This window comes from Aurantiacibacter sp. MUD61, assembly GCF_027912455.1.
GTDB lineage: Bacteria > Pseudomonadota > Alphaproteobacteria > Sphingomonadales > Sphingomonadaceae > Alteraurantiacibacter.
The window spans coordinates 2,746,756-2,770,802 of record NZ_CP115446.1; the positions used below are offsets into that span (position 1 = coordinate 2,746,756).

A 24,047-nucleotide genomic window follows, 5' to 3' on the forward strand; every position below is an offset into this window, starting at 1 on the left:
TCGCACGGCCATATTCTTGCGACAGGTGGAGACGGATTTTACGCTGACCGGTCGAATTCGCTGGCCACCTCCGGCTCCTCAGGGCGACGCTCATGCCACAGGGCCTGCAGCAGTATTGCAGCCATGATCCCGGAGCTCGCCGCGATCACGTCCATGTAAAAATCGATCCATTCACCCACCCTGCCCATGCCGGTGTAGGTCTGGACCACTTCGATACCGCCACCGAGCACGACAAGCCCGATCAAAATAAGCCACAGGCTGAGCCGCGGGAAGGCAAAGGGCGTGAGGAGACCCAACACAGCAAATGCCAGGCCGTGAAAGCCCGCTCCGCCCAGACCGCCCTGCTCCGCAGGCGCAAAGGCGAACCACAGCATGCCGATCACGCAGGCCAGCCAGATGGCCTGCACCAAAAGCTGGACGTGCCTCATCAGAAACGCGGATTGTCCGATAGCCTCGACATGAGGATGGCCGCGCGCTGTGCCTGGCGGATGATGCTCGTCAGATCGATGGACTCGCCTGCCGCGTGGCTGCCAGAACCGTTCGGCCCCATTCCGGCAAGCGCCTGATCCACGAGCAGCGCGACGAAGCTGATGTCAGCTGCACCGCGGCGAGAGGGCGGGAATTCCTCCATCGGCTCGAGCCCCAGATCGGCGTTGATCTCATTCAGCTGCGCCAGAAGCGCGCGATTGCCATCGGTGGGCGCCATGGCGGGATAGCCCGTATCGAATGTGATCGTAGCGTCCGTCCCCGGCAGGTTATCATCGACGATGGCCTGCATGGCGGCGACCGTGCGGTCGAACTGCTCGACGGATAGTGTGCGAATGTCCCCGCGCGCCACCGCGGTAGAAGGGATGATATTGGTCTTGCCGCTGGTGTTGGCAGACAGCAGATCATCCCCCATCATCGCAGGCGTTCCTCCTGCCATGAAGCCGACATTGTAGGTCAAATTCTCTTCCGGCAATTGCACACGGAAGGCATCGAGAATGCGCGTCATCTCGTAAATCGCGCCGTAGCCGACGCTTTCGCGAAAGATGCCGCTGGAATGGCCGGACTGGCCAGTGGTTTCGAGCTGCCAGCTGTTGGAACTGCGCCGCGCCACCACGCCATAATCACGGCCATCGATGACGGAGAGCCCCTCAAAGCCGAGCGCGATGTCGGCCCATTCTCCAAGCGCATAAAGGTGCTCGCGCGAAATGGAGAGCGGCTCGCCTGCGTCCTCCTCGTCGCCGGACAGGATGACGGTGATGTTGGCACCGAGAATCGTCCCCGATTCCACCATCGCGCGCAGCGCAGACAGGATGACAATGATCCCGCCCTTATTGTCGGTAATGCCGGGGCCAATCGCGTTATCGCCGTCGCGGCTGAAGGTCTGGAACGGGCTCTCGGGCTCGAACACGGTGTCGAGATGGCCGATCAGCAGGATGTTCGGATTGTCGGAATCGCCTTCCCACCGCGCGATCAGATGCCCCGCGCGGCCCGCTTCGGATTGATCGATCCATTCGACTGCGAACCCCAGCGCCTCGAACTCCGGCGCAAGCACATCGGCAACCGCGCGCACGCCTTCGAGATTGTAGGTGCCCGAATTGATATTCACGATCCGCTCGAGCAGGGCGATGTCGGCCTCGTGATGCTCGACCACACTTTCGGTAATCGCCTCCTCAGCGGGCGAGAACTGCGCCATCGCGGGCGTGGCGTAGGCGAGCGAGAGGGCAGCGAGGCTAGCTAAGACAAATCTGGTCATTTTCTTAAGCTCGCATGAGGGACGAACTCCTGCAAGTAGCAGTGTATGCGGTCTGACTACGAAAGCCAGGTTCTCGAGCCTTGATAGCTTTCACCTCTCAATTACTCGTCAGGCGAAATTTTCGGAGAAAGCAGCGCTGCGCGCGTCGCGACCAAGAGGTAAATCGCAACGACGGCAGCTGGCGTACCGATGAATGCGGAAAAGCGTGCCGAATCTATGCCCAGAACGGCAATGCCAATCGCTGCCGCGCCGAATACAATCGTCAGCGTGATTGAGAGCAAAGGTTTATCATCTCTCCAGATCATCAGCCGGGCTGGAAGGCGACCGAATTTAAATGCGAGAATTGCTCCGATGACCAGAAAGACGAGCCACATGATCGGATAGAGGAATAGCAATCCAAAAAATGGAATGCCCATACTGTCCGCACACCAAGGAAAATCACCGCGTCTGAAATCCAAGGACAAGCTGTAAAGCTGCGAGATCAGCGAAAGAGCGACCGCACCCGTGCCGAGCGCAAAAAACTGCCATCGCTCGCTCGGCGTCCGCCACTCTCCGGGGTCTGCGTCGTAGAAGAAACGAGACAGTCCGAGCACTGTAAGCGTGGCGAGGATCACGCTGATACCGGTCTGCATCAATGGGTGACGCAAGGTTTCGAGCGCACGTAGACGTTCGTGCCAGCCATCTACGACACGAGAACCGTTGGCGCGCGGTTCGTCCAAGCACGCGTTTAGCTTCAGCTTTCGCGCTGCTTCGTAGTCGGTATAAACGGGATAGGTGAGCCCGATTGCTATGAGAGTCAGGCTGATTGCGACTGGGACGACCCACAGCACCGTGCGGCGGGTGATCATCGCGCTTTTGCCATCTAGCCCCTCAATAAACCCGCTTCTTCGGCTCGATATATTCCGCGTCGTCGGTCAGTGTGTATTCGTGGACCGGGCGGTAGTCGATTTTGACATCGCCGCCCTTGCCGCCCCAGCCTTCGAACCAGGCGGCGGTGTGCTTCATCCACTCGGCATCGTTCCGGTCCGGGAAGTCTTCGTGCGCGTGGGCGCCGCGGCTTTCCTTGCGGTTTTCTGCCGACGACATGGTGACGCAGGCCTGCGCCATCAGATTGTCGAGCTCGAGCGTTTCGATGAGGTCGCTGTTCCAGATGAGCGAGCGATCGTGGACTTTCACGTCCTCGAGGCGCTTGTTCGTCGCAGTCAGCTTCTTCACGCCTTCGGCCATCAGTTCGCTGTCGCGGAACACGGCGGCGTGCGCCTGCATCGTCTGCTGCATTTCCTTTCGTATCTCGGAGGTATTCGAGCCACCATCTGCATGGCGGAAGTGATCGAGGCGGGTCAGGGCCATGTCAGCGCTGTCGGCAGGAAGCTCGTCATGGCTCTGATCAGGTGTGATCAGTTCCTTCAAGCGGAAGCCGGTCGCGCGGCCGAACACCACGAGATCGATCAGCGAGTTGGAACCAAGGCGGTTCGCGCCATGGACCGAGACGCAGGCGGCTTCACCCACAGCGAACAGGCCCGGCACCACGTGATCCGGATTGCCATCGGGGCCGATGGTCACGACTTCGCCGTGATAGTTACAGGGGATGCCGCCCATGTTGTAATGCACTGTTGGGGTGACCGGCAGCGGCTGGCGGGTCAGGTCGACCCCGGCGAAAATCTTGCCGCTTTCGGTGATGCCCGGAAGGCGCTCTGCCAGAACCGCGGGATCGATGTGGTCGAGGTGCAGGTGAATGTGATCGCCATTGTCACCCACGCCGCGCCCTTCGCGCATTTCCAGCGCCATCGAGCGGGAAACCACGTCGCGGCTGGCGAGATCCTTGGCCGACGGGGCGTAGCGTTCCATGAACCGCTCGCCTTCGGAGTTGGTCAGGTAGCCGCCCTCGCCGCGTGCGCCTTCGGTAATCAGCACGCCCGCGCCGTAAATGCCGGTCGGGTGGAACTGGACGAATTCCATGTCCTGCAGCGGCAGGCCGGCGCGCAGCACCATGCCACCGCCGTCGCCCGTGCAGGTGTGTGCGGATGTCGCGGTGAAGTAGCAGCGGCCGTAGCCGCCCGTCGCCAGCACGACACCGTGCGAGCGGAAACGGTGGATCGTGCCATCGTCCATGCACATGGCGATCACGCCGACACAGCGGCGGTCTGCGCCCTCACCCTTCATGATGAGGTCGATGGCGAAGTATTCGATGTAGAAATCGGCGCTATACTTCAGGCTCTGCTGGTAAAGCGCGTGGAGCATCGCATGCCCGGTACGGTCTGCCGCGGCGCAGGTGCGCTGCACCGGCGGGCCTTCACCCATGTTCTGCATGTGGCCACCGAACGGACGCTGGTAGATCGTGCCGTCTTCGTTGCGCGAGAACGGAACGCCGGCATGCTCCAGCTCATACACGGCCTGCGGAGCTTCGCGTGCGAGATATTCGATCGCGTCTTGGTCACCCAGCCAGTCTGCACCTTTCACGGTGTCATACATGTGCCAGGACCAGTGATCGGGCGTGTTATTGCCCAGCGATGCAGCGATGCCGCCCTGTGCTGCGACGGTGTGGCTGCGGGTCGGGAACACCTTGGAGATATTCGCCGTCCGCAGGCCCGCCTCTGCCGCGCCCATGGTCGCGCGAAGGCCGGAACCGCCCGCGCCCACCACGACCACATCATAGGTGTGGTCGATAATCGGATAAGCGCGTCCGTTGATTTCGAAAGTTTCGGTGCGGGCCATCAGGCTACTCCTGCGCCAAAGGCAAGGCGCGCCACGCAGAACAGGCCGAAGCCGGCGCCTGCGAATGTCAGAAGGTTGAGAATGAGAAGGGCGGCGAACTTGCTGCCCGCTTCGTGCACATAGTCCTCGATCAGGACCTGCAGGCCGAGCCGTGCGTGCCAGAATGTCGTGATGATCAGCAGCGCCACCATGAAGGCAGGTACCGGCTCCGCGATCCAGCCGCTCACCGTCTCATACGAGAGGTTCGGCAGCATGAAGAGCGAAATGCCGAGGAAAAGCACGGTGACGAGGTTGCCGACCGCAGTGAAGCGCTGCACCAGCCAGTGATGCGGCCCTTCGTGGGCCGAGCCGAGACCGCGCACGCGGCCGATGGAAGTTCCGTTACCCATAATCCAGTCCTAGCGCAGCAGGATGAAGGCCCAGATGGCGGCGGTCAGCACGACCGGCAGCAGCATCGAAACCCAAGAGAAATTGCGATTGGTGTCCAGCTCATAACCCGCACCGGTATCCAGCACGAAGTGGCGGATGCCCGACGATGCGTGGTTGAGGAAGGCCCAAGTGAGACCGATCAGGATGATGTAGCCGACGGGCGATCCCATCCAGTCGGAAAACTGGGCGTAATAGTCAGGGCCGCTCGCCAGCGCGCCCAGCCACCACAGCAGCACGAAGAGGCCGACAATGGCCATGCCATCACCCGTCACGCGGTGGAGGATAGAGACCGCCATGTGCGGGCCCCATTTCCAGATGGAAAGGTGCGGTGAAAGCGGACGCTCAGCCATGGTATTCCCCGGACAACACAATCGTCATTACGAACATTGGCACCCACTTAGCGGATCATGCGCGTGAGACAAGCGCACCTTCAGCCGTATTCTGCGCTTTTTCTGAGGCTTTCCCCGGTAACCGCACCCCGCTATGACCTAAGCCTATGACCAATATACTAGTAACAGGCACCAGCCGGGGTATCGGACAGGCGATTGCGGACCAGCTGACGGAGCGCGGATGCAACGTCATCGGCCATGCCACCCGCGCAATCGACGATCGCACGATAGCCGCCGATTTTGCCGATCCGCCGGCCGCGCAAATGCTGTGGCAGGAAGCGCTCGATCGGCTCGACGGGCGGATAGATGTTCTCGTCAACAATGCCGGGCTGTTCGAACAAAACCCGATGCATGCGAGCGACATCGAATGGCTGGACCGGTGGGAGGATACCTTGCGGATCAACCTGACCGCCGCAGCGCAATTGAGCCGCTTTGCCGTGCGCCACTGGCAAGACCGTGCGAGCAAGGGACGCGTGGTGCACATCGCCAGCCGCGCAGCCTATCGCGGCGATTCGCCGGCGCATTGGCACTATGCTGCGGCAAAAGGCGGCATGGTCGCCATGCACAAGACCATCGCCCGCGCCTATGCGAGCGAGAACATCCTCAGCTACTGCATCTGTCCCGGCTTTACCGACACCAGCATGGCGGGCGACTATCTCGAAAGCCGGGGCGGCGAAGGTCTGCTCGCCGACATCCCGCTGGGCCGCGTGGCCGAGCCGGAAGAAATTGCCGACATAGCGGTGTTCTGCGCGATGGACGCGCCCCCCAGCATGACCGGCGCAGTGATCGATGCGAATGGAGCGAGCTTTGTCCGCTAAGCTGCTTTTTGCCGCTCCGCTGTGTCTCGCGGCCTGCGCTGCCACACCGATGCCCGCGCAGGAGGAAGAGTGGGTCTGGAACGAGCAGATCACCTTTACCGAGGATTGCGAGGAATGGGACGAGTGGGACAAGCCCGCCGATCCCTTCCGCATGTTCGGCAACACCTACTACGTCGGAACCTGCGGCATAGCGGCAATCCTGATCGTGGATGACGAAGGCCATATGCTGCTCGATAGCGGCACCGAGGCGGGTGCCCGCATTGTCGAGCGCAATATCCGGCGTGTTGGCGTAAATCCGGAGGACATCCTGCTGCTGGGCTACAGCCATGAGCATTTCGACCATGTTGGCGGCATGGCCTATCTGCAGGAATTGAGCGGTGCATCGCTCGTCTCGCTCGCCGCGGGGGCTGAGGCCATGCGCACGGGCAATTCCGATCCCGCCGATCCGCAGCACGGCATGCATGATCCTTTTGTCCCGGTGCGCGTGGATTTCGTGCATGATGATGGCGACGCCATGGCTGTCGGGACCACGCAGCTTCGGTCCTTTGCCACACCCGGCCACACGCCCGGCGCGACCACCTGGCAGTGGGAAAGCTGCGAGGGCGATCTGTGCCGGACCATCGTCTATGCAGACAGTCTCTCGGCTGTCAGTGCCGACGATTACCGTTTTTCCGATCACCCCGAATATGTGCAGGCCTACCGCGACGGCATCGCGCGCCTCGCCGCGCTCGATTGCGATATCCTGATCACTCCGCACCCTTCGGCGAGCGGTATGCGGCAGAAACTGATGGCAGACGACCTCACCAGCGGCATGGACTGCGCTGCCTACGCCGCTGATCGGCTCGAACGGCTCGAGGCGCGGCTTGCTAGCGAGGTGGAGCAATGAGCTGGAAACTCTCCGCCATCGCTCCGAAAGAACGTGTCGAAGCCGCGCTCGAGGCGCGCGATGAGGATCCGTTCTGGGATGCCAATATCGTGCTCACCGGTTTCGAGGTCGATCCCGATGAGCCCGAAACATGGCGGCTCGATGCCTATCTGGAGGATGCACCGGGCACCGGCCAGCGCCGCGCGGTGCTTGCGCTGTTCGGCGAAAATCCGCCCGAGCTCGAAGAAGAAGAGCTGCCCGAGACCGACTGGGTCACCGAAAGCCAGCGCGGGGTGAAGCCGATCACAGCCGGACGGTTCTACGTCCACACGCCCGATCACCCGCCGAGCGATGAGGCAGGCATTCGCAATTTCTGCATCCCCGCAGCACAGGCTTTCGGCACCGGCCATCATGAGACCACATGGGGCTGCCTCGTGATGCTCGACAGGATGGAGCAGCAGGGCCTCTCACCGAAAAGCACTGCCGACATCGGCACAGGGACAGGCTTGCTTGCCTTTGGAGCGCTGCACCTGTGGCCCCAGACCATAGCCACTGCATCCGACATCGATCCGGTCTGCGAGCCGGCCGTCATCGACAATGCCGAGCGCAACGGCATCGCGGTGGGCAGCGGCAAAGGCACACTCACCATGTTGGTGGCGGACGGTATGGACGATCCCGCATTGCATGCCGCAGCGCCGTTCGACCTGCTGATCGCCAATATCCTCGCGGCACCGCTGATCGACATGGCGCAGGACTTTGCCGGGGCTGTCGTACCGGGCGGGGACATCCTGCTATCCGGCCTGTTGACCACGCAGGAGGCCGATGTAACCAAAGCCTATCGCGAGGCCGGATGCGAGCTGCATGACCAGCTGACGGCAGGGGACTGGTCGATCCTATGGCTAAAGCAGAACAGTTCCACCTAGGCCGCTACGCGCTTCGCGTCGCGCTGGGCCTGTTCGCCATGCTGGCCATGGTGGTGGTCGGCTATCCGGTCGCTGCGTGGGTGGGCAGCTCGATCCCGCAAAATGCAGATTGGGCACCGCCAGCAGACGGCGTCGACATCATGGTCGAGACGAATGGCACCCACACATCCATCGTCGTGCCTGTGGTCACCGATCAGAAGGACTGGCGCGAGACTTTTCCCAGCGCTTCGCTCCCCACCCCCTATGGACCGCCGACCCACCTCGCCATCGGCTACGGAGAGCGCGAGGTCTTCCTCAACGTGCCGACATGGGGCGATCTTGAAGCGGCAACGGCCCTGCGCATTGCTACGGTTGGCGGGGACTCGCTCGTCCGGGTGAGCCATTACGTGCGCCCTGCCCCCAGCGAATATCACCGCCCGCTCACCATCAGCCGCGAGCAATACGCCCGCCTCATCGGCGCGATCGAATCGCACCTGCCGGAAATGTCCGCAGGCGAACGCGAAATCCTCACCGGCACCTATGCCGATGATGCCTATTATGAGGCGCTGGGCGAGTACACGATGGGCATGACATGCAACACATGGGTCGGCGCGCAACTGGCTGAGGCAGGCATTCCTATGGGCCTGTGGACCCCGATGGCGGGCGGCGTGATGAAATGGATTCCTGCGCCTGCGGCAAAGCAAGGTTCCTGAGCCAGGTTAGGAACTACAGCAGGCCCTCACTCATTCTCGATGCGAACACTCACTCGCAATCAAAGAGAATATCCATGGCCAAGACCCTCCTCATCACGGGCGCATCCACCGGCATCGGCGCCGCAACTGCGCGTGCCGCTGCAAAAGCTGGCTGGAACGTCGCATTGCTCGCCCGCTCGGAAGACAAGCTGAATGCCCTCGCTGCCGAGATCGGCGATTCTGCGATCGCCCTCCCCACCGATGTCACCAAGCGCGACCAGTTGACTGACGCGGTGAACGCCACGGTCGAGAAATTCGGCACGCTGGACGGCGTTTTCGCCAATGCCGGAACCGGTGTGGAGCACCCCGGCGTCGAGAACGGCGATCCGGATGAATGGCATGACATGATCCACATCAACATCCTCGCCGTCCTCTACGCCGCGCATGCAACGCTGCCGCATCTGAAGAAGACCAAGGGGCACTTCATCGTCACCGGCTCCAAGGCAGGGCGCGAGCATTTCAAGGGCTCAATCTATTCAGCCACCAAGTGGTTCGTGCATGGCTTTGCCGGCAATCTGGCAGAGGAAATGCGCGAATGGCAGGGCCGCTGCACCGTCATTTCACCCGGCATGGTCGATACGCCTTTCTTCGACGAGCCGAAGCCGAGCAAGATCCAGCCCGAGGATGTCGCCAATGCCGTGGTTTTCGCGCTGAGCCAGCCGGAAACGGCGGCAGTCCGCGAAGTGCACATCATGCCGAACGACTAAACCGCAGAAATACGATCCCGCCACCGTTCGAGGAACAATTTCTCGGGCGGCGGCGGATCGGCGGCCAAGGCTTTCTCCACCATGGCCTTGGCGGCAGCTGCCTTCCCTGATTTTTCGAGCAAGCGTGCCCGCGCAACGCAAAGCGGGCGGTGTTCTGTAAGGCGGGAAACGTCGATCGCATCGAGCGTCTCCAGGCCTGCTGCCGCGCCTTCCACTTCAGCCACTGCCAGTGACCGGTTGATTGCGACAATCGGCCCGGGTCGCATGACCAGCAATGCATCGTAAAGCTCGGCAATCGCTTCCCAATTGACTTCGCCACCCGCCAGCCGCGCGCTGTGGGTGAGCTGGATGGCCGCGAGCACCTGGTAAGGGCCCGGTCGATTCACCAGCGCCGCCTCATCGAGCAAGATACGTCCTTGCTCGATCATCGCATGGTCCCAGCGGCTGGTGTCCTGCCGTGACAGGGGGACCATCGCGCCGTCATCATCCAATCGGGCCGGAAGCCGCGCGCCGGTAATCAGGAGGAGTGCGCAAAAGCCTTTCGCTTCGGAATCGTCCGGCAACAGCTCGCAGAGCATCTGCGCGAGCGAAAGCACGTCTGCCGCAACGCCGCTGCGATCAGCACCCTCTTCAGGGCCATAGGTTTGCAAATAGCTGACTTCCAGCGCGCCCAGAACCGAAGCGATGCGCGATGGCCATTCGCGGCGATGCGGCAATTCGAACGGGATATTCGCCGCGGCGATCTTCGCCTTGGCGCGGGTAATGCGCTGGTACATCGTGGGCACCGATACGGCGAAAGCGCGCGCGATATCCTCCACTTCCGTCCCGCAGACCACCTTCAGCGCCATCGCCACCCGTGCTTCGGGCGCAAGCGCAGGGTGGCAGCAGACGAACAGCAGTTTCAGCCGCTCATCCGGGATCGGATCGGGCAATGTGATGATAGTGTGCTGTTCGCTCATGATCGCTGCCGCTTCGCTTGCTGCGCGCTCCCGCCCCGCCTTGCGCTTCGTATCCACCGCTTTGCGCAGAGCCACACGGTAGAGCCACCCGGCCACATTGTCCGGCGCCTGCTGCCCTTGTGCCAGCAGCGCCTCGCAGGCTGCGGCAAAGGCATCTTCGGCGGTGTCGAGATCGCGAAAGCGCGTGGCGAGCGCCGCGATGACGCGCGGTCGGGCCTCAGCGATCTCGACTGCGAGCGTCAACCTTCGACGAAGACGGGCCGGACTTCGACCGCACCCTTGCCGGGGATGGGGATCTGCTTCGCCCATTCGAGCGCCGCATCGAGATCGGCCACGTCGATCACGTAATAGCCGCCCAATTCCTCATGCGTTTCCGCGAACGGGCCATCATGCAGGGCATGCTCGCCGTCGTCCCAACGGATCGTTGTCGCCGTGCTGCCCGGCTGCAAGCGATTGCCGCTGAATTCGACTCCCTCAGCCACCAGCCTGCCAATCATCGCCTGATGCTTGGCAACTGTCTCCTCCATCTGCTGCGCGCCCTCTGCGCCTTCGTAGAAGCTCTCTTCCTCATGGATCAAAAGAACATACTGCATCGACTTCCTCCATTATCGACCGCACCGGAATTGGCGAGGTTCTGCAAGGAAGACGCCGCTGCCAAGCGGGATTCGACAAAGGCCCGAAAAAATTACTGCGCGGCGGCCACGATTTCCGCCCAGCCCGCCTCGTCGATAACCTCGATACCCAGCTCTTCGGCCTTCTTCAGCTTACTGCCTGCGCCGGGCCCGGCGACGAGAAGGTCGGTCTTCGCGCTGACTGATCCGCTGGCCTTTGCGCCCAGCCGTTCGGCCTGCGCCTTGGCTTCATCGCGGCTCATGGTTTCGAACTTGCCGGTGAACACCACCGTCTTGCCAGCGACGGGACTGTCGAGCGTTTCGACCTCGTAGCGCGGCGGCGAGACCTCGGAGAGGATATTCTCCCACACGGTGACATTGTGATCCTCGTGGAAGAAGTCGCCCAGCGCTTCCACCACGGCTGAGCCGATCCCATCGATGCTGGTGAGTGCAGTGGCCGCTTCCTCGTCGCCCGAGCGCGCCTTTTCGGCTGTCTCGCGCAGGACGGGCAACTCGTGGAAATATTTGAGTAAATCGCGCGCCGTCACCGCGCCGATATGGCGGATGCCGAGGCCGAAGAGCAGGCGAGCTGCGTCCGGCTGGCGTTTGCTTTCCACAGAAGCCAACAGATTATCGACAGACTTATCCTTCCAGCCCTCCAGCGCCAGTATCTCCTCGCGGCGGTTCTTCAGGCGGAAAATATCGGCGGGGCTTTCCAGCCAACCAAGCGCGAAGAACTGGTCGATGGTCTTCTCGCCCAGACCTTCGATATCGAGCGCACCGCGGCTGACGAAATGCTTGAGGCGCTCGGTGCGCTGCGCGGGGCAGATCAGGCCACCGGTGCAGCGGACATCGACTTCGCCTTCCTCGCTCACCGCCTCGCTGCCGCATTCGGGACAGTGATCGGGGAAATCGAACGCAGGGCGATCCTCGTCGCGCGTCAAATTCTCGACCACCTGCGGGATCACGTCGCCCGCGCGCTGCACCACGATCCGGTCCCCCGGCCGCACGCCAAGCCGCGCGATCTCGTCGCGATTGTGGAGCGTGACATTGGTGACGGTCACACCGCCCACCGTCACCGGCTTGAGCCTGCCGACAGGTGTCAGCTTGCCCGTTCGCCCGATCTGGATATCGATCGCCTCGAGCGTCGTTTGCGCCTGCTCAGCGGGGAATTTATGCGCCAGCGCCCAGCGCGGAGCCTTCGCCACGAAGCCGAGCCGCTGCTGGTAATCGAGCCGGTCCACCTTGTAGACGACACCGTCGATATCATAGGGCAAATCCGCCCGCGCTTTTTCGATCTCACGATAATGGGCGAGCATCGCCTCGACGCTCTCCACGCGGGTGAACAGCGGACTGACCGGCACGCCCCAGCTTTCGATAGCGCGCACCACTTCGGCCTGCGTTTCGCCCGGAACTTCGGAATGCGCGCCCCAGCCGTGCGCCCAGAATTTGAGCGGCCGCTGCGCAGTGACGCTCGCATCCTTCTGGCGCAGCGATCCGGCGGCGGCATTGCGCGGATTGGCGAAGATCTTGGCCCCAGCTTCTTCCTGCGCAGCATTCAGCGCGGCGAAATCGGCCTTGGCCATGTAAACCTCGCCGCGAATTTCGAAGAGCTCGGGTACATTGTCGCCCTCCAGCCGCTCCGGAATATCGGAGATGTGACGGACATTGGCGGTGACATTCTCGCCCACCGATCCGTCGCCACGCGTCGCCGCGAGCACCAGTTCGCCATTCTCATAGCGCAGCGAGCAGGAAAGCCCGTCGATCTTGTCCTCTGCGGTGAAAGCCACCGGCTCATCCTCGCCAAGCGAGAGAAACCGCCGCACCCGCGCCGCAAAATCGGCCACTTCTGCATCATCGAAAGCATTGTCGAGGCTGAGCATCCGCACATCATGCGTCACCTTGGACAGCGGCGATGCCGCGACCGCGGCGCCGACCTGCTTGGACGGCGAATCCTCACGCACCAGATGCGGGAATTGCTCTTCCAACTCCGCATTGCGCCGCACGAGCGCATCATACTCCGCATCCGAAATCTCGGGCGCATCCTCGGCATGGTAGAGTGCGTTGTGCTTCGCGATAGCCTTGGCGAGCCGCATCAGCTCATTGGCGGCTTCGGCTTCGGTGATGTCAGGCACGGGTAATGGGCCGCGTTTCCGCGCGCGTTCCGAATCCCGCGATATGCGGCCGGGCAGCGGCGATTGCCGCCTGCACCTGCGGAAGCTGCAAGCTGTTCTCGTGATCGGTCCTGGTGCGCCAAACCTCGGTGATCCAGATCGCATTGGGGTCGGCGAGATCTTCCGCGATCAGATAGGCGATGTTGCCCGGCATGTCCCGTGTCCCTGCAAGCAGCGCGGCAATCACCTCGGCGCGCTTGCCACTGGCCGTCATCATCTGTCCGATCACGCCGTAGGCTTCTTCCATCTCGCTCATTCCCGTTTCAAATGTCGTACAAGCGCCCAGCAGCCCGATTGCGGCAGCGCCGATGAATTCGCGTCGCTCGATCACACGCCCTCCAGCAGGCGATCCGCCTGTGCCCTTGCCTCTGGCGTAACCTCGGCACCGGACAGCATCCGCGCGATTTCTTCCTGCCGACCTTCAGCATCGAGCCTTGCAACGGACGTCTTCGTCACAGTCCCGCTGGACGATTTCGCGATCAAATAGTGGGTCGAACCACGTGCCGCGACTTGGGGTGAGTGGGTCACGGCAAGCAACTGCCCATCGCTTGCCAGCCGCGCCAGCCTCTCGCCAATCGCGCTTGCCACCGCGCCGCCGACGCCGCGGTCGATTTCGTCGAAGATCACCGTCGCCGCGCCGCCCTGCTCTGCCAGCGCCACTTTCAGCGCCAGGATGAACCGCGACAGTTCGCCGCCCGATGCAATCTTGTTGAGCGGCGCAAAGTCCGCGCCCGGATTGGTGGCGATCAGGAATTCGACCGCGTCCATGCCGCTCGCCCCCCAGCGTTCTTCGGGCAGCACGGCGACCGAAGTCTGGAAACGCGCGGCATCGAGTTTGAGCGGCGCGAGTTCTGCTGCGACTGCCTTGTCCAGCTTTCCGCCTGCTTTGACGCGTGCTTCGTGCAGGGCCTCCGCCGCCTTGCGATAGGTTTCGCCCGCTGCTTTCTCCGCCTTCTCCAGATCGGCGAGATCGGCATCGCCCTGTTCGATCGCATCGAGCTTTGCGCGCAGGGTCCGCATCACTTCGGGCAGGTCGTCCACCTGGCAATCGTGCTTGCGGGCGAGCGCGCGCAGTTCGAACAGACGTGTTTCGATCCGGTCGAGCTCCAGCGGGTCGTGCGTCAGCGCTTCGGCGGCGGCTTCCAACTTCTCCTCCGCTTCGCCCGCTTCGATCACCGCGCGGTCGAGGCTCGCCAGAGCATCGGCCAGCAGAGGATGTTCGGGCGCTATCCGGTCGAGCTTGCGCGCCGCGCTGCGCAGCCGGGCGAGCGGTGCCTCGGACCCGTCCCAGACGAGCCGGAGCTCCTCAAGGTCGCCCGCCAGCTTCTCGCCCTTCTGCATGTCCGAGCGCGCCCCGGCGAGTTGTTCTTCTTCGCCTTCGACCGGCTCGATATTTGTGAGTTCGGATAGATGCGCGAGCAGCAGGTCCTGATCCGCCCTCGCCTGCTCGATGTCCGCCTGCGCAGCTTCCAGCGCCTTGCGCGCCGCATGCCACGCGCTCCACGCAGCAGAGACTTTTGAAACGTCGGCACCGGCATAGCGATCGAGCAGGTCGCGGTGCCCCTTCGGATTGACCAGACCGCGATCATCGTGCTGGCCGTGCAGTTCCACCAGCGCGCCAGCCAATTGCCTCAGCAGCGCGACGCCCACCGGTTGGTCATTCACCCAGGCCTTGCTGCCACCATCGGCCTTCAACCGGCGACGGATGATCAGCGGTTCGCCCGGCTCCAACTCCACCTCTGCATCTTGCAGCGCATCGGTGATTGTAACCGGCATCACGCCAAATTCGAAGCTGGCGGAGACACTCGCCTGCTCTTCTCCGGCGCGGACCAATGCGCTGTCCGCCCGCGCACCCAGCACAAGCCCCAAAGCATCGAGCAGGATGGATTTACCCGCGCCCGTCTCCCCCGTCAGCACGCCGAGACCGCGCCCGAACTCTAGGTCGAGCGCGTCGATCAGCACGATATTGCGGATGGAAAGCGTGGTCAGCATGATGTGTTCATCGGTCATTACGACGCTGCCTGCCAGCGTGCAACGCACGTCGCAGGCTATCACCGATTCGACTCGAATCGTTTCATCCGGTAATCTGTGGATAACTAAAATACAGGGGTCGAGAATACGGGACGGGTCGAATGGCGCAATTCTTTGCGCGAGCGCATCGCCGCTACGCACACAATCTTCCGATAGAGCTTCAACCTGCCGATATGCTGGCAGACGCAGCCAAGGCCGCTGGCCTGCTGATCGAGATTTCGCAGGAATATGCCCGCGTCAGCCAATTGGAATGCGATGCCTATGAACCCGGCGATATTGTCACCGTAACGACGCCCTGCGGGAAAAGCCGCAAGGCCCGGGTCCGCTGGACGCGCGAGGCGATTGCAGGCCTGCGGTTTGAGGAAGCGCTGAGGTTGCAGGAGCTGACCGATTGGTTGGCCTGCCGGAAGTTGGCGGCTGAAGAGCCAGAGCTCCAATACGCCTCCTAAAGCGCGCCGCTTAGCGTTTCTTAACCAATTTATGACGGAATGGCCCCTCGTTTCAGGGGGATTGCACCATGGCGGTGCTCACAATCAGGGCTCATCAACGCTTCGCTTTGCGCAGCCCGTCCAAATTGAAAAGCACGGGCGCGCGCGCGAAACCGTGCTTGCTTATCGAGCTCTCACAGGACGGCGCGCGGATCAGTAATCTGGCCGATGCGCAGCTTGAAGTCGGTGACGAGGTCACGCTGACCACGACCGAAGGCCATTGCTTCGCAGCGAGAATTCGCTGGACGCGGGACGAATGCGCCGGACTGCGATTGACGCAGCCGCTTCATCAAGGCGAGTTGACGGAAATTATTACTGCCGCGCGGAGCGAAGAGCCCGCGCAGGCGAAAGTCGCTTAGCCGCCCGAAGCGACACGTTCCGGCTGGTGCTCCTGCATCAGCTCATAGGCGCGCTCATACCACTCATTGCCCGGATAATTGGCGCCGAGGACCGCAGCGTAGCGCTGCGCCTCTTCAGGCACGCCAATCGCAAGGCTGGTTTCGACCAGGCGATAAAGCGCTTCGGGAGCGTGGCTGGTGGTCTGGTAATCGTCGATCACATTCTGGAAGCGCAGCTGCGCGGCAAGCCACTGGCCAGTGCGCTCGTAAAAGCGACCGATTTCCATTTCTTTGCCTGCAAGGTGATCATTGACCAGATCGATCTTCACCCGCGCATCGGCAGCGTAAGGACTATCCGGATAGCGGCGAACGATTTCATTGAGCGCAGCGAGCGCCTGCCGGGTGATCGCCTGATCACGCTCCACATCGCTGATCTGCTCGTAATAGCTGAGCGCGATCAGGTAATAGGCATAGGGCGCATCGCGGTTACCCGGGTGAATCGAAAGGAATCGCGCGGCAGAGCGGATCGCCTGATTATACTCGCGGGCGGCGTAATAGCTGAATGCGCTCATCAGCTGCGCACGGCGTGCCCAGGGCGAATAAGGGTGCTGGCGCTCCACCTCGTCGAACAGGGCGGCGGCTATTGTCAGATCACCGCGATCGAGGCGTTGCTTGGCCGCATTGTAGAGCGATTCCACGTCCCGCGCGACATAGGCGAGGTCATTCGGCTCATTCGCACTGCCGCCTGCGCAGCCGGTCAGAACGAGGGAAGATACAGCTGCAACCAGCGCAGCGCGGACGGGTTTGGTAACGCTCATGCCTCGCCTATAGCTAGAGCCGGCCTGAACGCCAAGTGAAGTAGCGGGCCGTTCGCGCAATTTCCCCATCGGCGGCATTTTCCGGTTCTTAGTGCCTGTTTGGTTGCCGATGAAAGCATCTCGACATTTGTCGGCAGCGGTTGCCCGATTGTCGGCTCGAAATCCACTTGGTCGAGACTTTGCGAGTCCCTGTCGAGCTTCGCAATCCTTTCCGCAGCTCGCTCGCTATCCATCATACATCGCCCCGGCCACCCCCCAAACCAACCGGGCCGGCGCGACGATGGAGGTGACGATGAATATGTCTTGGAAGGGCGGCTTCGCAGCCGCAATGATCGCCGCAGCAGCATTGGCAACGCCAGCCACTGCGCAGGATCCGGGTGAGACCGTGACGGTCTATGTCGAATATAGCGATTTGGACCTCTCGACAGAGCAAGGCCGCGATACGCTGCATGTCCGCCTGCGTGATGCTGCGAAAGAGGTGTGCGGCATGGATATCCGCGTGACCGGCAGCACTTTGCCGACAGCCGAGGCGCGCGCCTGCTACTATGAAAAGCTGCAGAGCTTCGAACGCGAATTCGCATCCGCACCGATGACATCCACGCGGATCTGATGCGCGAATGTTGGCCTTGATGTGCTTTCCCGTTGGGTAAGGCGGGGCGTCCAAAAGCAAATTCCAGATCAAGGCCTGTTCTCGGGGTTCCTCCACACCGCGACGAAGTTCGCGTGTCGGCGGGGCCCCGATTTTCTTTGCACATCGGCGATTGGTGGGGCTGGCACTCTTAGCCCACGCTTTCTATAGAACTTGCCACGATGAAGAAGCTTTTTGAGCTCAATCCCGATCTCGATCGCGCAGCACTCGCAAAGGAATTTGCGGTCCACAAGCGCATGCAGGTGCGCGATATCCTGACGCGGGAGACCGCGTTGGAACTGCGCACGATCATGCAGACGCAAACCGAATGGGGAATTGCGTTGCAAGCAGGAGCGACCGGAAAGCCACGCAATTTTCGCCCCGCAGAACTCAAGGACCAGGCGATCCAGCAGCAGGCGATGGAAATGGGCCGGGAGACCGATCAGGCCGCGGCAAAAGGAGATTATGCTTATCGCGCGCTGCGGTATTCCATGGTGGAAGGGCTGCAGAAGGGCTGGGACGAAGACGGGCCTTACGCGGTCTTGCTCGAGCATCTGAACGCGGAAGAATTCCTCGGCTTCATGCGCGAGATCACCGGGATTTCCGAGCTTATGAAAGCCGATGCGCATGCCAGCTGCTTTGCCGCGCAGCATTTTCTCGGTCGGCATAACGACAGTCATGTCGCCGAAGGCTGGCGCATCGCTTACGTCCTCAATCTGACGATCGATAACTGGCATCCCGATTGGGGCGGTTACCTCACTTTCTTCGACGAGGCAGGCAATGTCGAAGTGGGCTTCAAGCCGCAATTCAACACGCTGAACCTCTTCGCCGTGCCGCAGGATCACGCCGTTACCTATGTCCCGCCATTCGCGCCCAAGGGGCGCTATGCGATCAGTGGATGGCTGCGGGATCGGTGAGCCTTTCGGCGACACAATATCGCTCACGCGCGCATGCTTTGGCGCAAGAGGGGCGCGCCGATGCTGCATTGGAAGAGCTCGAGCGCGGCGTTGCCGAACATCCCGAAAGCGGTCCCCTGGCCAACAGTGCCGGCGACTTCGCGATGCGCGCAGGCGATCCGGAGAAAGCGGCCAGGCATTTCGCAAATGCTGTGAAGCTTGATGGTGAAAATTCTGATTTTGCTATCAATCTTTCGATCGCACTGACGGCACTCGGCCGCTTCCAAGAAGCTATCGCGGTCTTGGAACGCCATGAAGAGCACTGCTCACGCGATCCGCGCTATTGCTCTGCCCGCGCCAATGCTGCGCGCAGTTCGGGCGATCTTGCAGAGGCACAGCGCTGGTACGATCTCTGCCTTGCCGCAGCGCCCGGACAGCCTCGCGCCCTTCACGGCCGGGCACGCGTGGCGCTGGAGCGCGGCGACAGTGATGCGGTCGCGCGGTTCGAGGCGACGCTCGATGCCAACAAGGGCGATCCCGATGCATGGCTCGGCTATGTCGAAGCGCTCGATGCAGCGGGGCGGCGCGATGAGGCGCGCGGCCTAGCCGAGCAATTGGTGGCGCAGGCCTCGCACTGGATTGCCGCGCTACGGGCGCTCGCCCAATTGCGTGTCGGCAGTGGTGAGCACGACTTCGACGATCACTTCGCCACCGCAGCCACCCAGCGGCCTGATGATCCCTCGATACCGCAGGCGCATGTCGATATGCTTGAACAGCACGACCGGTTCGCCGATGCGCTGGCGATATCGAAGAAGGCGGAGCGCGCCTTCCCCGATTTACCGCAATTCAGGCTGCGCACAGCGACCCTCGCCGGATATCTGGGCGAAACCGATCGGGCCGATGCGCGATACTCCGCCCTCACCCAGCAAGACCCCGCACGATGGCTGATGGAGGCGCGGTTCCGGCTGCAAACTGGCGAATGCGATCGCGCGGCTAAGCTTCTCGACCAACTGCTGGAAGAAAGGCCCGGAGATATCGCAGGCTGGGCAGCGCGCGACTTGCTCTGGCGCCTTCAGGGAGACGAGCGCGCGGACTGGCTGCATGGGCAGGAAGGGCTCGTACAACTGGTGGAGCTGCCGGATGCCAAGCAAGTCTTGGCAGACGCCGTTCCGCTGCTCCATCGCCTGCATGACAGCTCTGCCTTTCCGCTCGGGCAGAGCCTGCGGGGCGGAACGCAGACGCGCGGCATCCTCTTCCGTCGGCCAGAGCCGGAGCTAAGGCGGCTGCACGATTGCCTGACCGCCGCGCTTGAGACCTATCGCAGCAAACTGCCGAGTGCCGATCCGGCGCATCCCTTGCTTCGCCATCGCGACAAGCCTTGGGCCATCACCAGTTCCTGGTCGGTCAGGCTGGACGGCGGCGGGGATCACCACACGGCCCACCTCCACCCGGAAGGCATTGTTTCCTCCGCCCTGTACTGCGAGCTTCCACCTGAAATGCGCGATGGCTCCGGCACAGAGCGGGCGGGCTGGATCGAACTCGGTCGCCCTCCTGCAAAAATGCATGTCGAGCTGGACGCGATCACAGCGTTGGAGCCGCGTGAGGGTTTTCTCGCCCTGTTCCCGAGCACGCTGTACCATGGCACGCGGCCCTTCGCTGGCGGGCGGCGGATGACGGTTGCATTCGATGTCACCGCGCCTAGTGATGCGGCATGACAGGGTCACAGGACAGCGAAGCTTGGAATACTTTCTGGGAGCGGCAAGACCGCGCCGGCCGCTCGCAGGACGGCATCGGCTGCCTTCCCAGCGGTTGGCAAGGTATCGCCGACACGCAGAAACGCGTCTGGCAGAGCTTCACCCGCTCGCTTCCCAAGGGCGCAAAAGTCCTCGACCTGGCGACGGGCGGTGGGGTCGTTTTGCAGCAGATCATGGAGCAACGCCGCGATCTCAATCTGACAGGTGTAGACCGCGCAACCGCCCTGCCCGCTGCGCCAAAGGGGATTACTCTTCGTGGCGGGATCGACATTGCCGACTTGCCCTTCGCCGATGATCACTTTGCCGCGATCACCAGCCAGTTCGGTTTCGAATATGGCGATATCGAAGCAAGCGCACGCGAAGCTGCGCGTGTGCTGGCACCGGGCGGGAAGATCGGACTTGTCACGCACCGCGTGAGTGGTCCTATCGTTGCCCACAATCGCAAGCGCCGCGAGCAAATCGTGTGGGCGATCGATGATAATGATCTCATTTCAATCGCGAAGAAGAGCCTCGGGCTGCGCGGCGCAGGAATTACCGCTGTGCCGCAGACGCTCACCGATGCGCCGCAGAAAGGGATCGCTGCGCATGGTCAGGGATCCGCTGCATGGGAAATCGCCGAAGCGGTCCGGCAGACGCTTCATCTCGGCAAAAACGACACGCCCGATCAGGTCATGGGGGTGCTGGATGATATCGAGGCGCAGGCGCGCAACGAACTGGGTCGTATCGCCTCTCTCGAACGTGCTGCAGCTGTTGCCAGCGATGGCGATCAATTCGCCAAGGTCCTAGAAGATGCAGGCTTCACCTATAATCAGGAAGCCATGCTGACGGACGGACGATCACCCGATCCCTTCGCAACTTTTCACGTATATTCGCTGAACAGCTGATCCTCGGTCATCCTGTGGGATGACAGCGCGGCAGCGCGCCCGAAAGCGTGCGTGTGCCACCTGTTCAATCATCAGCTGCGCGCAAAGAAAAAGGCGGGAGACCCGAAGGTCCCCCGCCCATTTTCTTGGTGAGCTTTCGCTCGGTCAGGTCAGCTTAGAAGCGAACCACGACCGATGCGAAGAAGTCACGACCCAGCACGTCGTAGGTCGACGGGTAGGTGTTCATCTGCTCAGCGTTGTTGAAGTCACCCAGAAGCAGGGTGTTCGTGTCGTTGATGACAGTGCCAGCAGCGTCGAACTGAGGCGTGCTCGGCAGTGTGTCGAACACGTTGTTCACGCCAGCCGTGAAGGTGATCATCTCGTTGAAGTCGTACGACAGCGTCAGATCGATAAGATCGTATGCGCCGATACGTTCAACGAAGTAATCCGTGCCTGGATCGTCATCATCGACAGCCGACAGGTGACGCCAGCGGGTCGAGAAGGTCAGCGGACCATCGATGTAGTTCGCACGAGCCGTCCACTTGAAGGACGGGGTCGGCTCACCACAGGTCAGGCCGAATTCACCTGCACAGGTGTCGACATTGCTCGGATCGGACTGATCCGGTGCAAAGTTCGATGCTTCGGTCCAGGTGCCGAGGAACGACAGGTCCAGATCGGAAGCGCCATTGCCCAGCAGCGAGAAGCCGAGGTCAATGCCGTAGTTGACCTGAAGGTCGATACCCGAAACATTCAGTGCTGCGATGTTCGCACCACCAAGGTTCGGGGTCGGCTGCGGCGGACGACCAAACGAACCAGTCGAGTCACGACGACCGGTGAAACCAGCACACTGCGGTGCGCCGAGATCCTGAACGTCGTTGAAGCACAGGTCCAGAGCCGTCTGCAGGCTGATCGTGGTGATCGCATCTTCAACAGTGATGTCGAAGTAGTCAGCCGTGATCGTCAGGCCCGGGATCGCACGGGGCTGCAGCACAACACCGAAGGTCCACGAGTCAGACGTTTCTTCTGCCAGGTTCGGGTTACCACCGAACAGAGCAGCGATCTGGCCGTCAGGCTGGATGATGTTCTGCGCATCGGTAACGTCCTGCGGATTGTTGGATCCCAGATCGTCAAGCAGGTCGGTCGGAACGCCGTTCTGCGAGCAGAGCGAACGCAGCGTACCGGAGCTTGCAGCAACAGTCGCACACGGATCGTTGGCACCCGGGAAGCCGATGGCCGAACCCTGGAACAGCTCACCCACGTTCGGGGCACGAACTGCACGCTGGTACTGCGCACGGAAACGGATGTCTTCGATCGGCTGGAACTGCAGGCCGCCAGCATAGGTCCACACGCCACCGACAGTGTCGAGCGAGTAGTCCGAGTAGCGCACTGCACCGTTGGCTTCGAAGCGCATGCCACTTTCGGTTTCGAAAGGCACGTTAAGCTCGGCAAACAGTTCCCGAACGTTGTAACCACCTTCGGTCGGCTCACCGGCGTTGAAGCCCGCAACGTCGCCCGAAGCGAGGAATTCGTCAGGAATGAAGCGCGAGTTCACTTCGCGGTATTCAGCACCGAGAGCGAAAGCAACCGGCTCTGCAACACCAAGCGAGAAATCGCCGAACGAACCCGAGAGTGCAGCACTTGCGACCTGCAGGTCGGAAATGTCTCCGTTCTGGGCCTGGATGCGGAACACATCGACCATGTCCGGCGTCAGGGTACCTGCACCGAAGATGTTGATCTGCTCATCACCCGTGCCGTTGATCGCAGCGGTGAAACGCGAAACGGAAGCGTTACCCTGCTGGATGTTGGCGTTACGCGTACGCGAGTACATGTAGTACGTGTCGTAGCTCAGGAAGTCGGTGATATCACCGCGAGCACCAGCGAGAACGCGGAAGGAGTTACGCTCGTCGAGGTTACGACGACCGCCAGCTTCTTCCAGACGACGACGAACCTGAACGTCGATCAGGCCATTGCTCTGGTCTGCACCAGTTTCGCTGTCGTCCAGCGCACGGAATTCAGCTTCCGTAGCCGCATCGATGAAGCCATTGGCTACCAGCGAGTCGATGTCGAGGAAGGTGTTCACGAGGATCGGCGTCGGAGCCAGCTCGGAGTCCACACGGTTGTTGACGTAGGTCACTTCCGTGTAAAGTTCGAGAGCCGAAGCCACTTCGTAGCTTGCATAACCACCCAGGAGGTAACGTTCCTGCGGAAGCTGCAGGTAGTTTACCGGAGCGTAGTTATAGAAGTCACCCGGGGTACGATAGTCACGCAGCGAGCCCGGCGAACCGAAGATGGCGAGACCATTGTTTTCGAACGAAGTGCCGGTGTCATCACCGTCACCACGATAGGCAAGACGCGTTTCCGGCGGAAGCGACGAACCCAGCTGCTGCAGCGGCGAACCACCCAGAGCGAAGTTCGAGAATTCGCGGTCGCCCTGGAAGACGTCTTCACGATTGTAGTATTCACCGAAGACGGTCACGTTACCGCGGCCACCGGCGAAATCGGTGCCGATAGCACCGTGAACCTGCCAGCGATCGGCATCGCCACGCTCGGTGATCGAGTACTGGCCACCGATTTCGGCGCCATCGAGATCACGAAGACGGAAGTTCACAACACCAGCAAGAGCGTCCGAACCGTAAACGGCCGAAGCACCACCGGTCACAACGTCAACCGATTCCAGCAGGAACTGCGGGATCGTGTTGAGGTCGACGATCTGGTTTGTATCGTAGAACATCCAGCGGCGGCCGTTGACCAGCAGCATGGTACGGGTTGCGCCGAGACCACGAAGGTTCAGCGATGCGGTGCCGTTACCCGGGTTGTTCGAGAAGGACGTGATGCCCGGAACAACCTGCGGCAGCGTGTTGACGACGTTTTCAACGTTGACGGCACCAGCCAGCGAGAATTCTTCACTGTCGACAACGGCAACCGGAGCTGCGGTTTCGACGTTGCGGCGCTGAATACGCGTGCCGGTGACGACGATACGCTCGTCAGTCTGGACCTGCTCGTCTTCAGAACCATCTTGGGCCATCGCAGGCGCTGCGACGAGCGATCCGAAGATCACCGACGACGCAAGCAGCGAAGCCTTGGTTTTACGATTAAACATTCAAGTACTCCTGGTAAGTGGGAGAAACTGCTGGAAAGAGGCACCGGACCGCGGGTTTTCCCATCGTAA

Annotated in this window: 24 protein-coding genes; 11 read left to right on the top strand and 13 right to left on the bottom strand. The window is 61.8% G+C overall.

The genetic code is table 11. The features are described from left to right. Window positions 1-38: 38 nt before the first annotated feature. From O2N64_RS13290 to sdhC, 6 genes are all read right to left on the bottom strand, one after another. On the bottom strand, window positions 39-428 hold the full coding sequence (locus O2N64_RS13290; protein WP_271078062.1) for a hypothetical protein: 390 nt from the start codon (window positions 426-428) through the stop codon (window positions 39-41). Continuing rightward, on the bottom strand, window positions 428-1,741 hold the full coding sequence (locus O2N64_RS13295; protein WP_271078063.1) for a M20/M25/M40 family metallo-hydrolase: 1,314 nt from the start codon (window positions 1,739-1,741) through the stop codon (window positions 428-430). Before O2N64_RS13295 ends, O2N64_RS13290 begins: the two co-directional genes overlap by 1 nt. A 101-nt stretch (window positions 1,742-1,842) precedes the next feature. Further along, window positions 1,843-2,589: a hypothetical protein gene (locus O2N64_RS13300; RefSeq protein ID WP_271078064.1), complete on the bottom strand. Its 747-nt coding sequence runs from the start codon at window positions 2,587-2,589 to the stop codon at window positions 1,843-1,845. 22 nt (window positions 2,590-2,611) lie between these two features. Then, on the bottom strand, window positions 2,612-4,456 hold the full coding sequence (sdhA, locus tag O2N64_RS13305) for a succinate dehydrogenase flavoprotein subunit (RefSeq protein ID WP_271078065.1): 1,845 nt from the start codon (window positions 4,454-4,456) through the stop codon (window positions 2,612-2,614). Next, window positions 4,456-4,845 (bottom strand): succinate dehydrogenase, hydrophobic membrane anchor protein, encoded by a 390-nt coding sequence (sdhD, locus tag O2N64_RS13310; RefSeq protein WP_271078066.1) that lies wholly within the window; start codon window positions 4,843-4,845, stop codon window positions 4,456-4,458. Before sdhD ends, sdhA begins: the two co-directional genes overlap by 1 nt. Before the next feature lie 9 nt (window positions 4,846-4,854). Then, window positions 4,855-5,235, bottom strand: a complete 381-nt coding sequence (sdhC, locus tag O2N64_RS13315; protein ID WP_271078067.1) for a succinate dehydrogenase, cytochrome b556 subunit — start codon at window positions 5,233-5,235, stop codon at window positions 4,855-4,857. 146 nt (window positions 5,236-5,381) lie between these two features. Here sdhC and O2N64_RS13320 point away from each other — a divergent pair, with 146 nt between their 5' ends. The 5 genes from O2N64_RS13320 (at window position 5,382) to O2N64_RS13340 (ending at window position 9,318) form a co-directional block, all read left to right on the top strand. Next, window positions 5,382-6,092 (top strand): SDR family NAD(P)-dependent oxidoreductase, encoded by a 711-nt coding sequence (locus O2N64_RS13320; protein WP_271078068.1) that lies wholly within the window; start codon window positions 5,382-5,384, stop codon window positions 6,090-6,092. Continuing rightward, on the top strand, window positions 6,082-6,978 hold the full coding sequence (gene bla, locus O2N64_RS13325; RefSeq protein ID WP_271078069.1) for a subclass B3 metallo-beta-lactamase: 897 nt from the start codon (window positions 6,082-6,084) through the stop codon (window positions 6,976-6,978). The genes O2N64_RS13320 and bla overlap by 11 nt, the downstream gene beginning before the upstream one ends. Then, window positions 6,975-7,880, top strand: coding sequence for a 50S ribosomal protein L11 methyltransferase (locus O2N64_RS13330; RefSeq protein WP_271078070.1), 906 nt, complete (start codon window positions 6,975-6,977; stop codon window positions 7,878-7,880). The genes bla and O2N64_RS13330 overlap by 4 nt, the downstream gene beginning before the upstream one ends. Further along, entirely contained in the window at window positions 7,853-8,572 is a 720-nt protein-coding gene (locus tag O2N64_RS13335) for a DUF2459 domain-containing protein (RefSeq protein WP_271078071.1), read from the top strand. The genes O2N64_RS13330 and O2N64_RS13335 overlap by 28 nt, the downstream gene beginning before the upstream one ends. A 74-nt stretch (window positions 8,573-8,646) precedes the next feature. Beyond that, on the top strand, window positions 8,647-9,318 hold the full coding sequence (locus tag O2N64_RS13340; RefSeq protein WP_271078072.1) for an SDR family oxidoreductase: 672 nt from the start codon (window positions 8,647-8,649) through the stop codon (window positions 9,316-9,318). Here the strand turns inward: O2N64_RS13340 and O2N64_RS13345 are convergent. From O2N64_RS13345 to recN, 5 genes are all read right to left on the bottom strand, one after another. Next, window positions 9,315-10,520: an RNA polymerase sigma factor gene (locus O2N64_RS13345; RefSeq protein WP_271078073.1), complete on the bottom strand. Its 1,206-nt coding sequence runs from the start codon at window positions 10,518-10,520 to the stop codon at window positions 9,315-9,317. The two genes, O2N64_RS13340 and O2N64_RS13345, sit on opposite strands and share 4 nt — an antisense overlap. Then, entirely contained in the window at window positions 10,517-10,870 is a 354-nt protein-coding gene (locus O2N64_RS13350; protein WP_271078074.1) for a YciI family protein, read from the bottom strand. The genes O2N64_RS13345 and O2N64_RS13350 overlap by 4 nt, the downstream gene beginning before the upstream one ends. Window positions 10,871-10,962: 92 nt before the next feature. Then, window positions 10,963-12,984, bottom strand: coding sequence for an NAD-dependent DNA ligase LigA (gene ligA, locus O2N64_RS13355; protein WP_442866757.1), 2,022 nt, complete (start codon window positions 12,982-12,984; stop codon window positions 10,963-10,965). Window positions 12,985-13,015: 31 nt separating this feature from the next. Then, window positions 13,016-13,393: a putative quinol monooxygenase gene (locus O2N64_RS13360; RefSeq protein WP_271078076.1), complete on the bottom strand. Its 378-nt coding sequence runs from the start codon at window positions 13,391-13,393 to the stop codon at window positions 13,016-13,018. Beyond that, window positions 13,390-15,054, bottom strand: coding sequence for a DNA repair protein RecN (recN, locus tag O2N64_RS13365; RefSeq protein ID WP_271079666.1), 1,665 nt, complete (start codon window positions 15,052-15,054; stop codon window positions 13,390-13,392). The genes O2N64_RS13360 and recN overlap by 4 nt, the downstream gene beginning before the upstream one ends. Window positions 15,055-15,194: 140 nt before the next feature. On the opposite strand from recN, the gene O2N64_RS13370 reads away from it, so the two are divergent. Both O2N64_RS13370 and O2N64_RS13375 read left to right on the top strand, forming a co-directional pair. Further along, window positions 15,195-15,542, top strand: coding sequence for a PilZ domain-containing protein (locus O2N64_RS13370; RefSeq protein ID WP_271078077.1), 348 nt, complete (start codon window positions 15,195-15,197; stop codon window positions 15,540-15,542). 68 nt (window positions 15,543-15,610) lie between these two features. Further along, the gene (locus O2N64_RS13375) at window positions 15,611-15,940 is read left to right on the top strand and encodes a PilZ domain-containing protein (RefSeq protein WP_271078078.1); all 330 of its coding nucleotides are present in this window, start codon (window positions 15,611-15,613) and stop codon (window positions 15,938-15,940) included. On the opposite strand, the gene O2N64_RS13380 is transcribed toward O2N64_RS13375, so the two are convergent. Further along, a complete protein-coding gene (locus O2N64_RS13380) occupies window positions 15,937-16,737 on the bottom strand; it encodes an outer membrane protein assembly factor BamD (RefSeq protein WP_271078079.1) in 801 nt (266 codons plus the stop codon). The genes O2N64_RS13375 and O2N64_RS13380 overlap by 4 nt on opposite strands. Before the next feature lie 292 nt (window positions 16,738-17,029). Here O2N64_RS13380 and O2N64_RS13385 point away from each other — a divergent pair, with 292 nt between their 5' ends. The 4 genes from O2N64_RS13385 to O2N64_RS13400 all read left to right on the top strand — a co-directional run bounded on the left by O2N64_RS13385 (window position 17,030) and on the right by O2N64_RS13400 (window position 20,899). Beyond that, entirely contained in the window at window positions 17,030-17,347 is a 318-nt protein-coding gene (locus O2N64_RS13385) for a UrcA family protein (RefSeq protein ID WP_271078080.1), read from the top strand. 200 nt (window positions 17,348-17,547) lie between these two features. Continuing rightward, window positions 17,548-18,282 carry a 2OG-Fe(II) oxygenase gene (locus O2N64_RS13390; RefSeq protein WP_271078081.1) on the top strand — a complete coding sequence of 245 codons (735 nt, stop codon included), beginning with the start codon at window positions 17,548-17,550 and terminating at the stop codon, window positions 18,280-18,282. Then, window positions 18,264-19,976 carry a 2OG-Fe(II) oxygenase family protein gene (locus tag O2N64_RS13395; RefSeq protein ID WP_271078082.1) on the top strand — a complete coding sequence of 571 codons (1,713 nt, stop codon included), beginning with the start codon at window positions 18,264-18,266 and terminating at the stop codon, window positions 19,974-19,976. Before O2N64_RS13390 ends, O2N64_RS13395 begins: the two co-directional genes overlap by 19 nt. Next, on the top strand, window positions 19,973-20,899 hold the full coding sequence (locus tag O2N64_RS13400; RefSeq protein ID WP_271078083.1) for a class I SAM-dependent methyltransferase: 927 nt from the start codon (window positions 19,973-19,975) through the stop codon (window positions 20,897-20,899). The genes O2N64_RS13395 and O2N64_RS13400 overlap by 4 nt, the downstream gene beginning before the upstream one ends. Window positions 20,900-21,053: 154 nt before the next feature. On the opposite strand, the gene O2N64_RS13405 is transcribed toward O2N64_RS13400, so the two are convergent. Next, the gene (locus tag O2N64_RS13405) at window positions 21,054-23,978 is read right to left on the bottom strand and encodes a TonB-dependent receptor domain-containing protein (protein WP_271078084.1); all 2,925 of its coding nucleotides are present in this window, start codon (window positions 23,976-23,978) and stop codon (window positions 21,054-21,056) included. Window positions 23,979-24,047: the final 69 nt, after the last annotated feature.

What these genes read in the sequence shown, in the direction of transcription:
- O2N64_RS13290 (WP_271078062.1), bottom strand. Translation starts at nt 428, where the DNA reads ATGAGGCACGTCCAGCTTTTGGTGCAGGCCATCTGGCTGGCCTGCGTG.
- O2N64_RS13295 (WP_271078063.1), bottom strand. Translation starts at nt 1,741, where the DNA reads ATGACCAGATTTGTCTTAGCTAGCCTCGCTGCCCTCTCGCTCGCCTAC.
- O2N64_RS13300 (WP_271078064.1), bottom strand. Translation starts at nt 2,589, where the DNA reads ATGATCACCCGCCGCACGGTGCTGTGGGTCGTCCCAGTCGCAATCAGC.
- sdhA (WP_271078065.1), bottom strand. Translation starts at nt 4,456, where the DNA reads ATGGCCCGCACCGAAACTTTCGAAATCAACGGACGCGCTTATCCGATT.
- sdhD (WP_271078066.1), bottom strand. Translation starts at nt 4,845, where the DNA reads ATGGGTAACGGAACTTCCATCGGCCGCGTGCGCGGTCTCGGCTCGGCC.
- sdhC (WP_271078067.1), bottom strand. Translation starts at nt 5,235, where the DNA reads ATGGCTGAGCGTCCGCTTTCACCGCACCTTTCCATCTGGAAATGGGGC.
- O2N64_RS13320 (WP_271078068.1), top strand. Translation starts at nt 5,382, where the DNA reads ATGACCAATATACTAGTAACAGGCACCAGCCGGGGTATCGGACAGGCG.
- O2N64_RS13330 (WP_271078070.1), top strand. Translation starts at nt 6,975, where the DNA reads ATGAGCTGGAAACTCTCCGCCATCGCTCCGAAAGAACGTGTCGAAGCC.
- O2N64_RS13335 (WP_271078071.1), top strand. Translation starts at nt 7,853, where the DNA reads ATGGCTAAAGCAGAACAGTTCCACCTAGGCCGCTACGCGCTTCGCGTC.
- O2N64_RS13340 (WP_271078072.1), top strand. Translation starts at nt 8,647, where the DNA reads ATGGCCAAGACCCTCCTCATCACGGGCGCATCCACCGGCATCGGCGCC.
- O2N64_RS13350 (WP_271078074.1), bottom strand. Translation starts at nt 10,870, where the DNA reads ATGCAGTATGTTCTTTTGATCCATGAGGAAGAGAGCTTCTACGAAGGC.
- ligA (WP_442866757.1), bottom strand. Translation starts at nt 12,984, where the DNA reads ATGCGGCTCGCCAAGGCTATCGCGAAGCACAACGCACTCTACCATGCC.
- recN (WP_271079666.1), bottom strand. Translation starts at nt 15,054, where the DNA reads ATGCTGACCACGCTTTCCATCCGCAATATCGTGCTGATCGACGCGCTC.
- O2N64_RS13370 (WP_271078077.1), top strand. Translation starts at nt 15,195, where the DNA reads ATGGCGCAATTCTTTGCGCGAGCGCATCGCCGCTACGCACACAATCTT.
- O2N64_RS13375 (WP_271078078.1), top strand. Translation starts at nt 15,611, where the DNA reads ATGGCGGTGCTCACAATCAGGGCTCATCAACGCTTCGCTTTGCGCAGC.
- O2N64_RS13380 (WP_271078079.1), bottom strand. Translation starts at nt 16,737, where the DNA reads ATGAGCGTTACCAAACCCGTCCGCGCTGCGCTGGTTGCAGCTGTATCT.
- O2N64_RS13385 (WP_271078080.1), top strand. Translation starts at nt 17,030, where the DNA reads ATGAATATGTCTTGGAAGGGCGGCTTCGCAGCCGCAATGATCGCCGCA.
- O2N64_RS13390 (WP_271078081.1), top strand. Translation starts at nt 17,548, where the DNA reads ATGAAGAAGCTTTTTGAGCTCAATCCCGATCTCGATCGCGCAGCACTC.
- O2N64_RS13395 (WP_271078082.1), top strand. Translation starts at nt 18,264, where the DNA reads ATGGCTGCGGGATCGGTGAGCCTTTCGGCGACACAATATCGCTCACGC.
- O2N64_RS13400 (WP_271078083.1), top strand. Translation starts at nt 19,973, where the DNA reads ATGACAGGGTCACAGGACAGCGAAGCTTGGAATACTTTCTGGGAGCGG.
- O2N64_RS13405 (WP_271078084.1), bottom strand. Translation starts at nt 23,978, where the DNA reads ATGTTTAATCGTAAAACCAAGGCTTCGCTGCTTGCGTCGTCGGTGATC.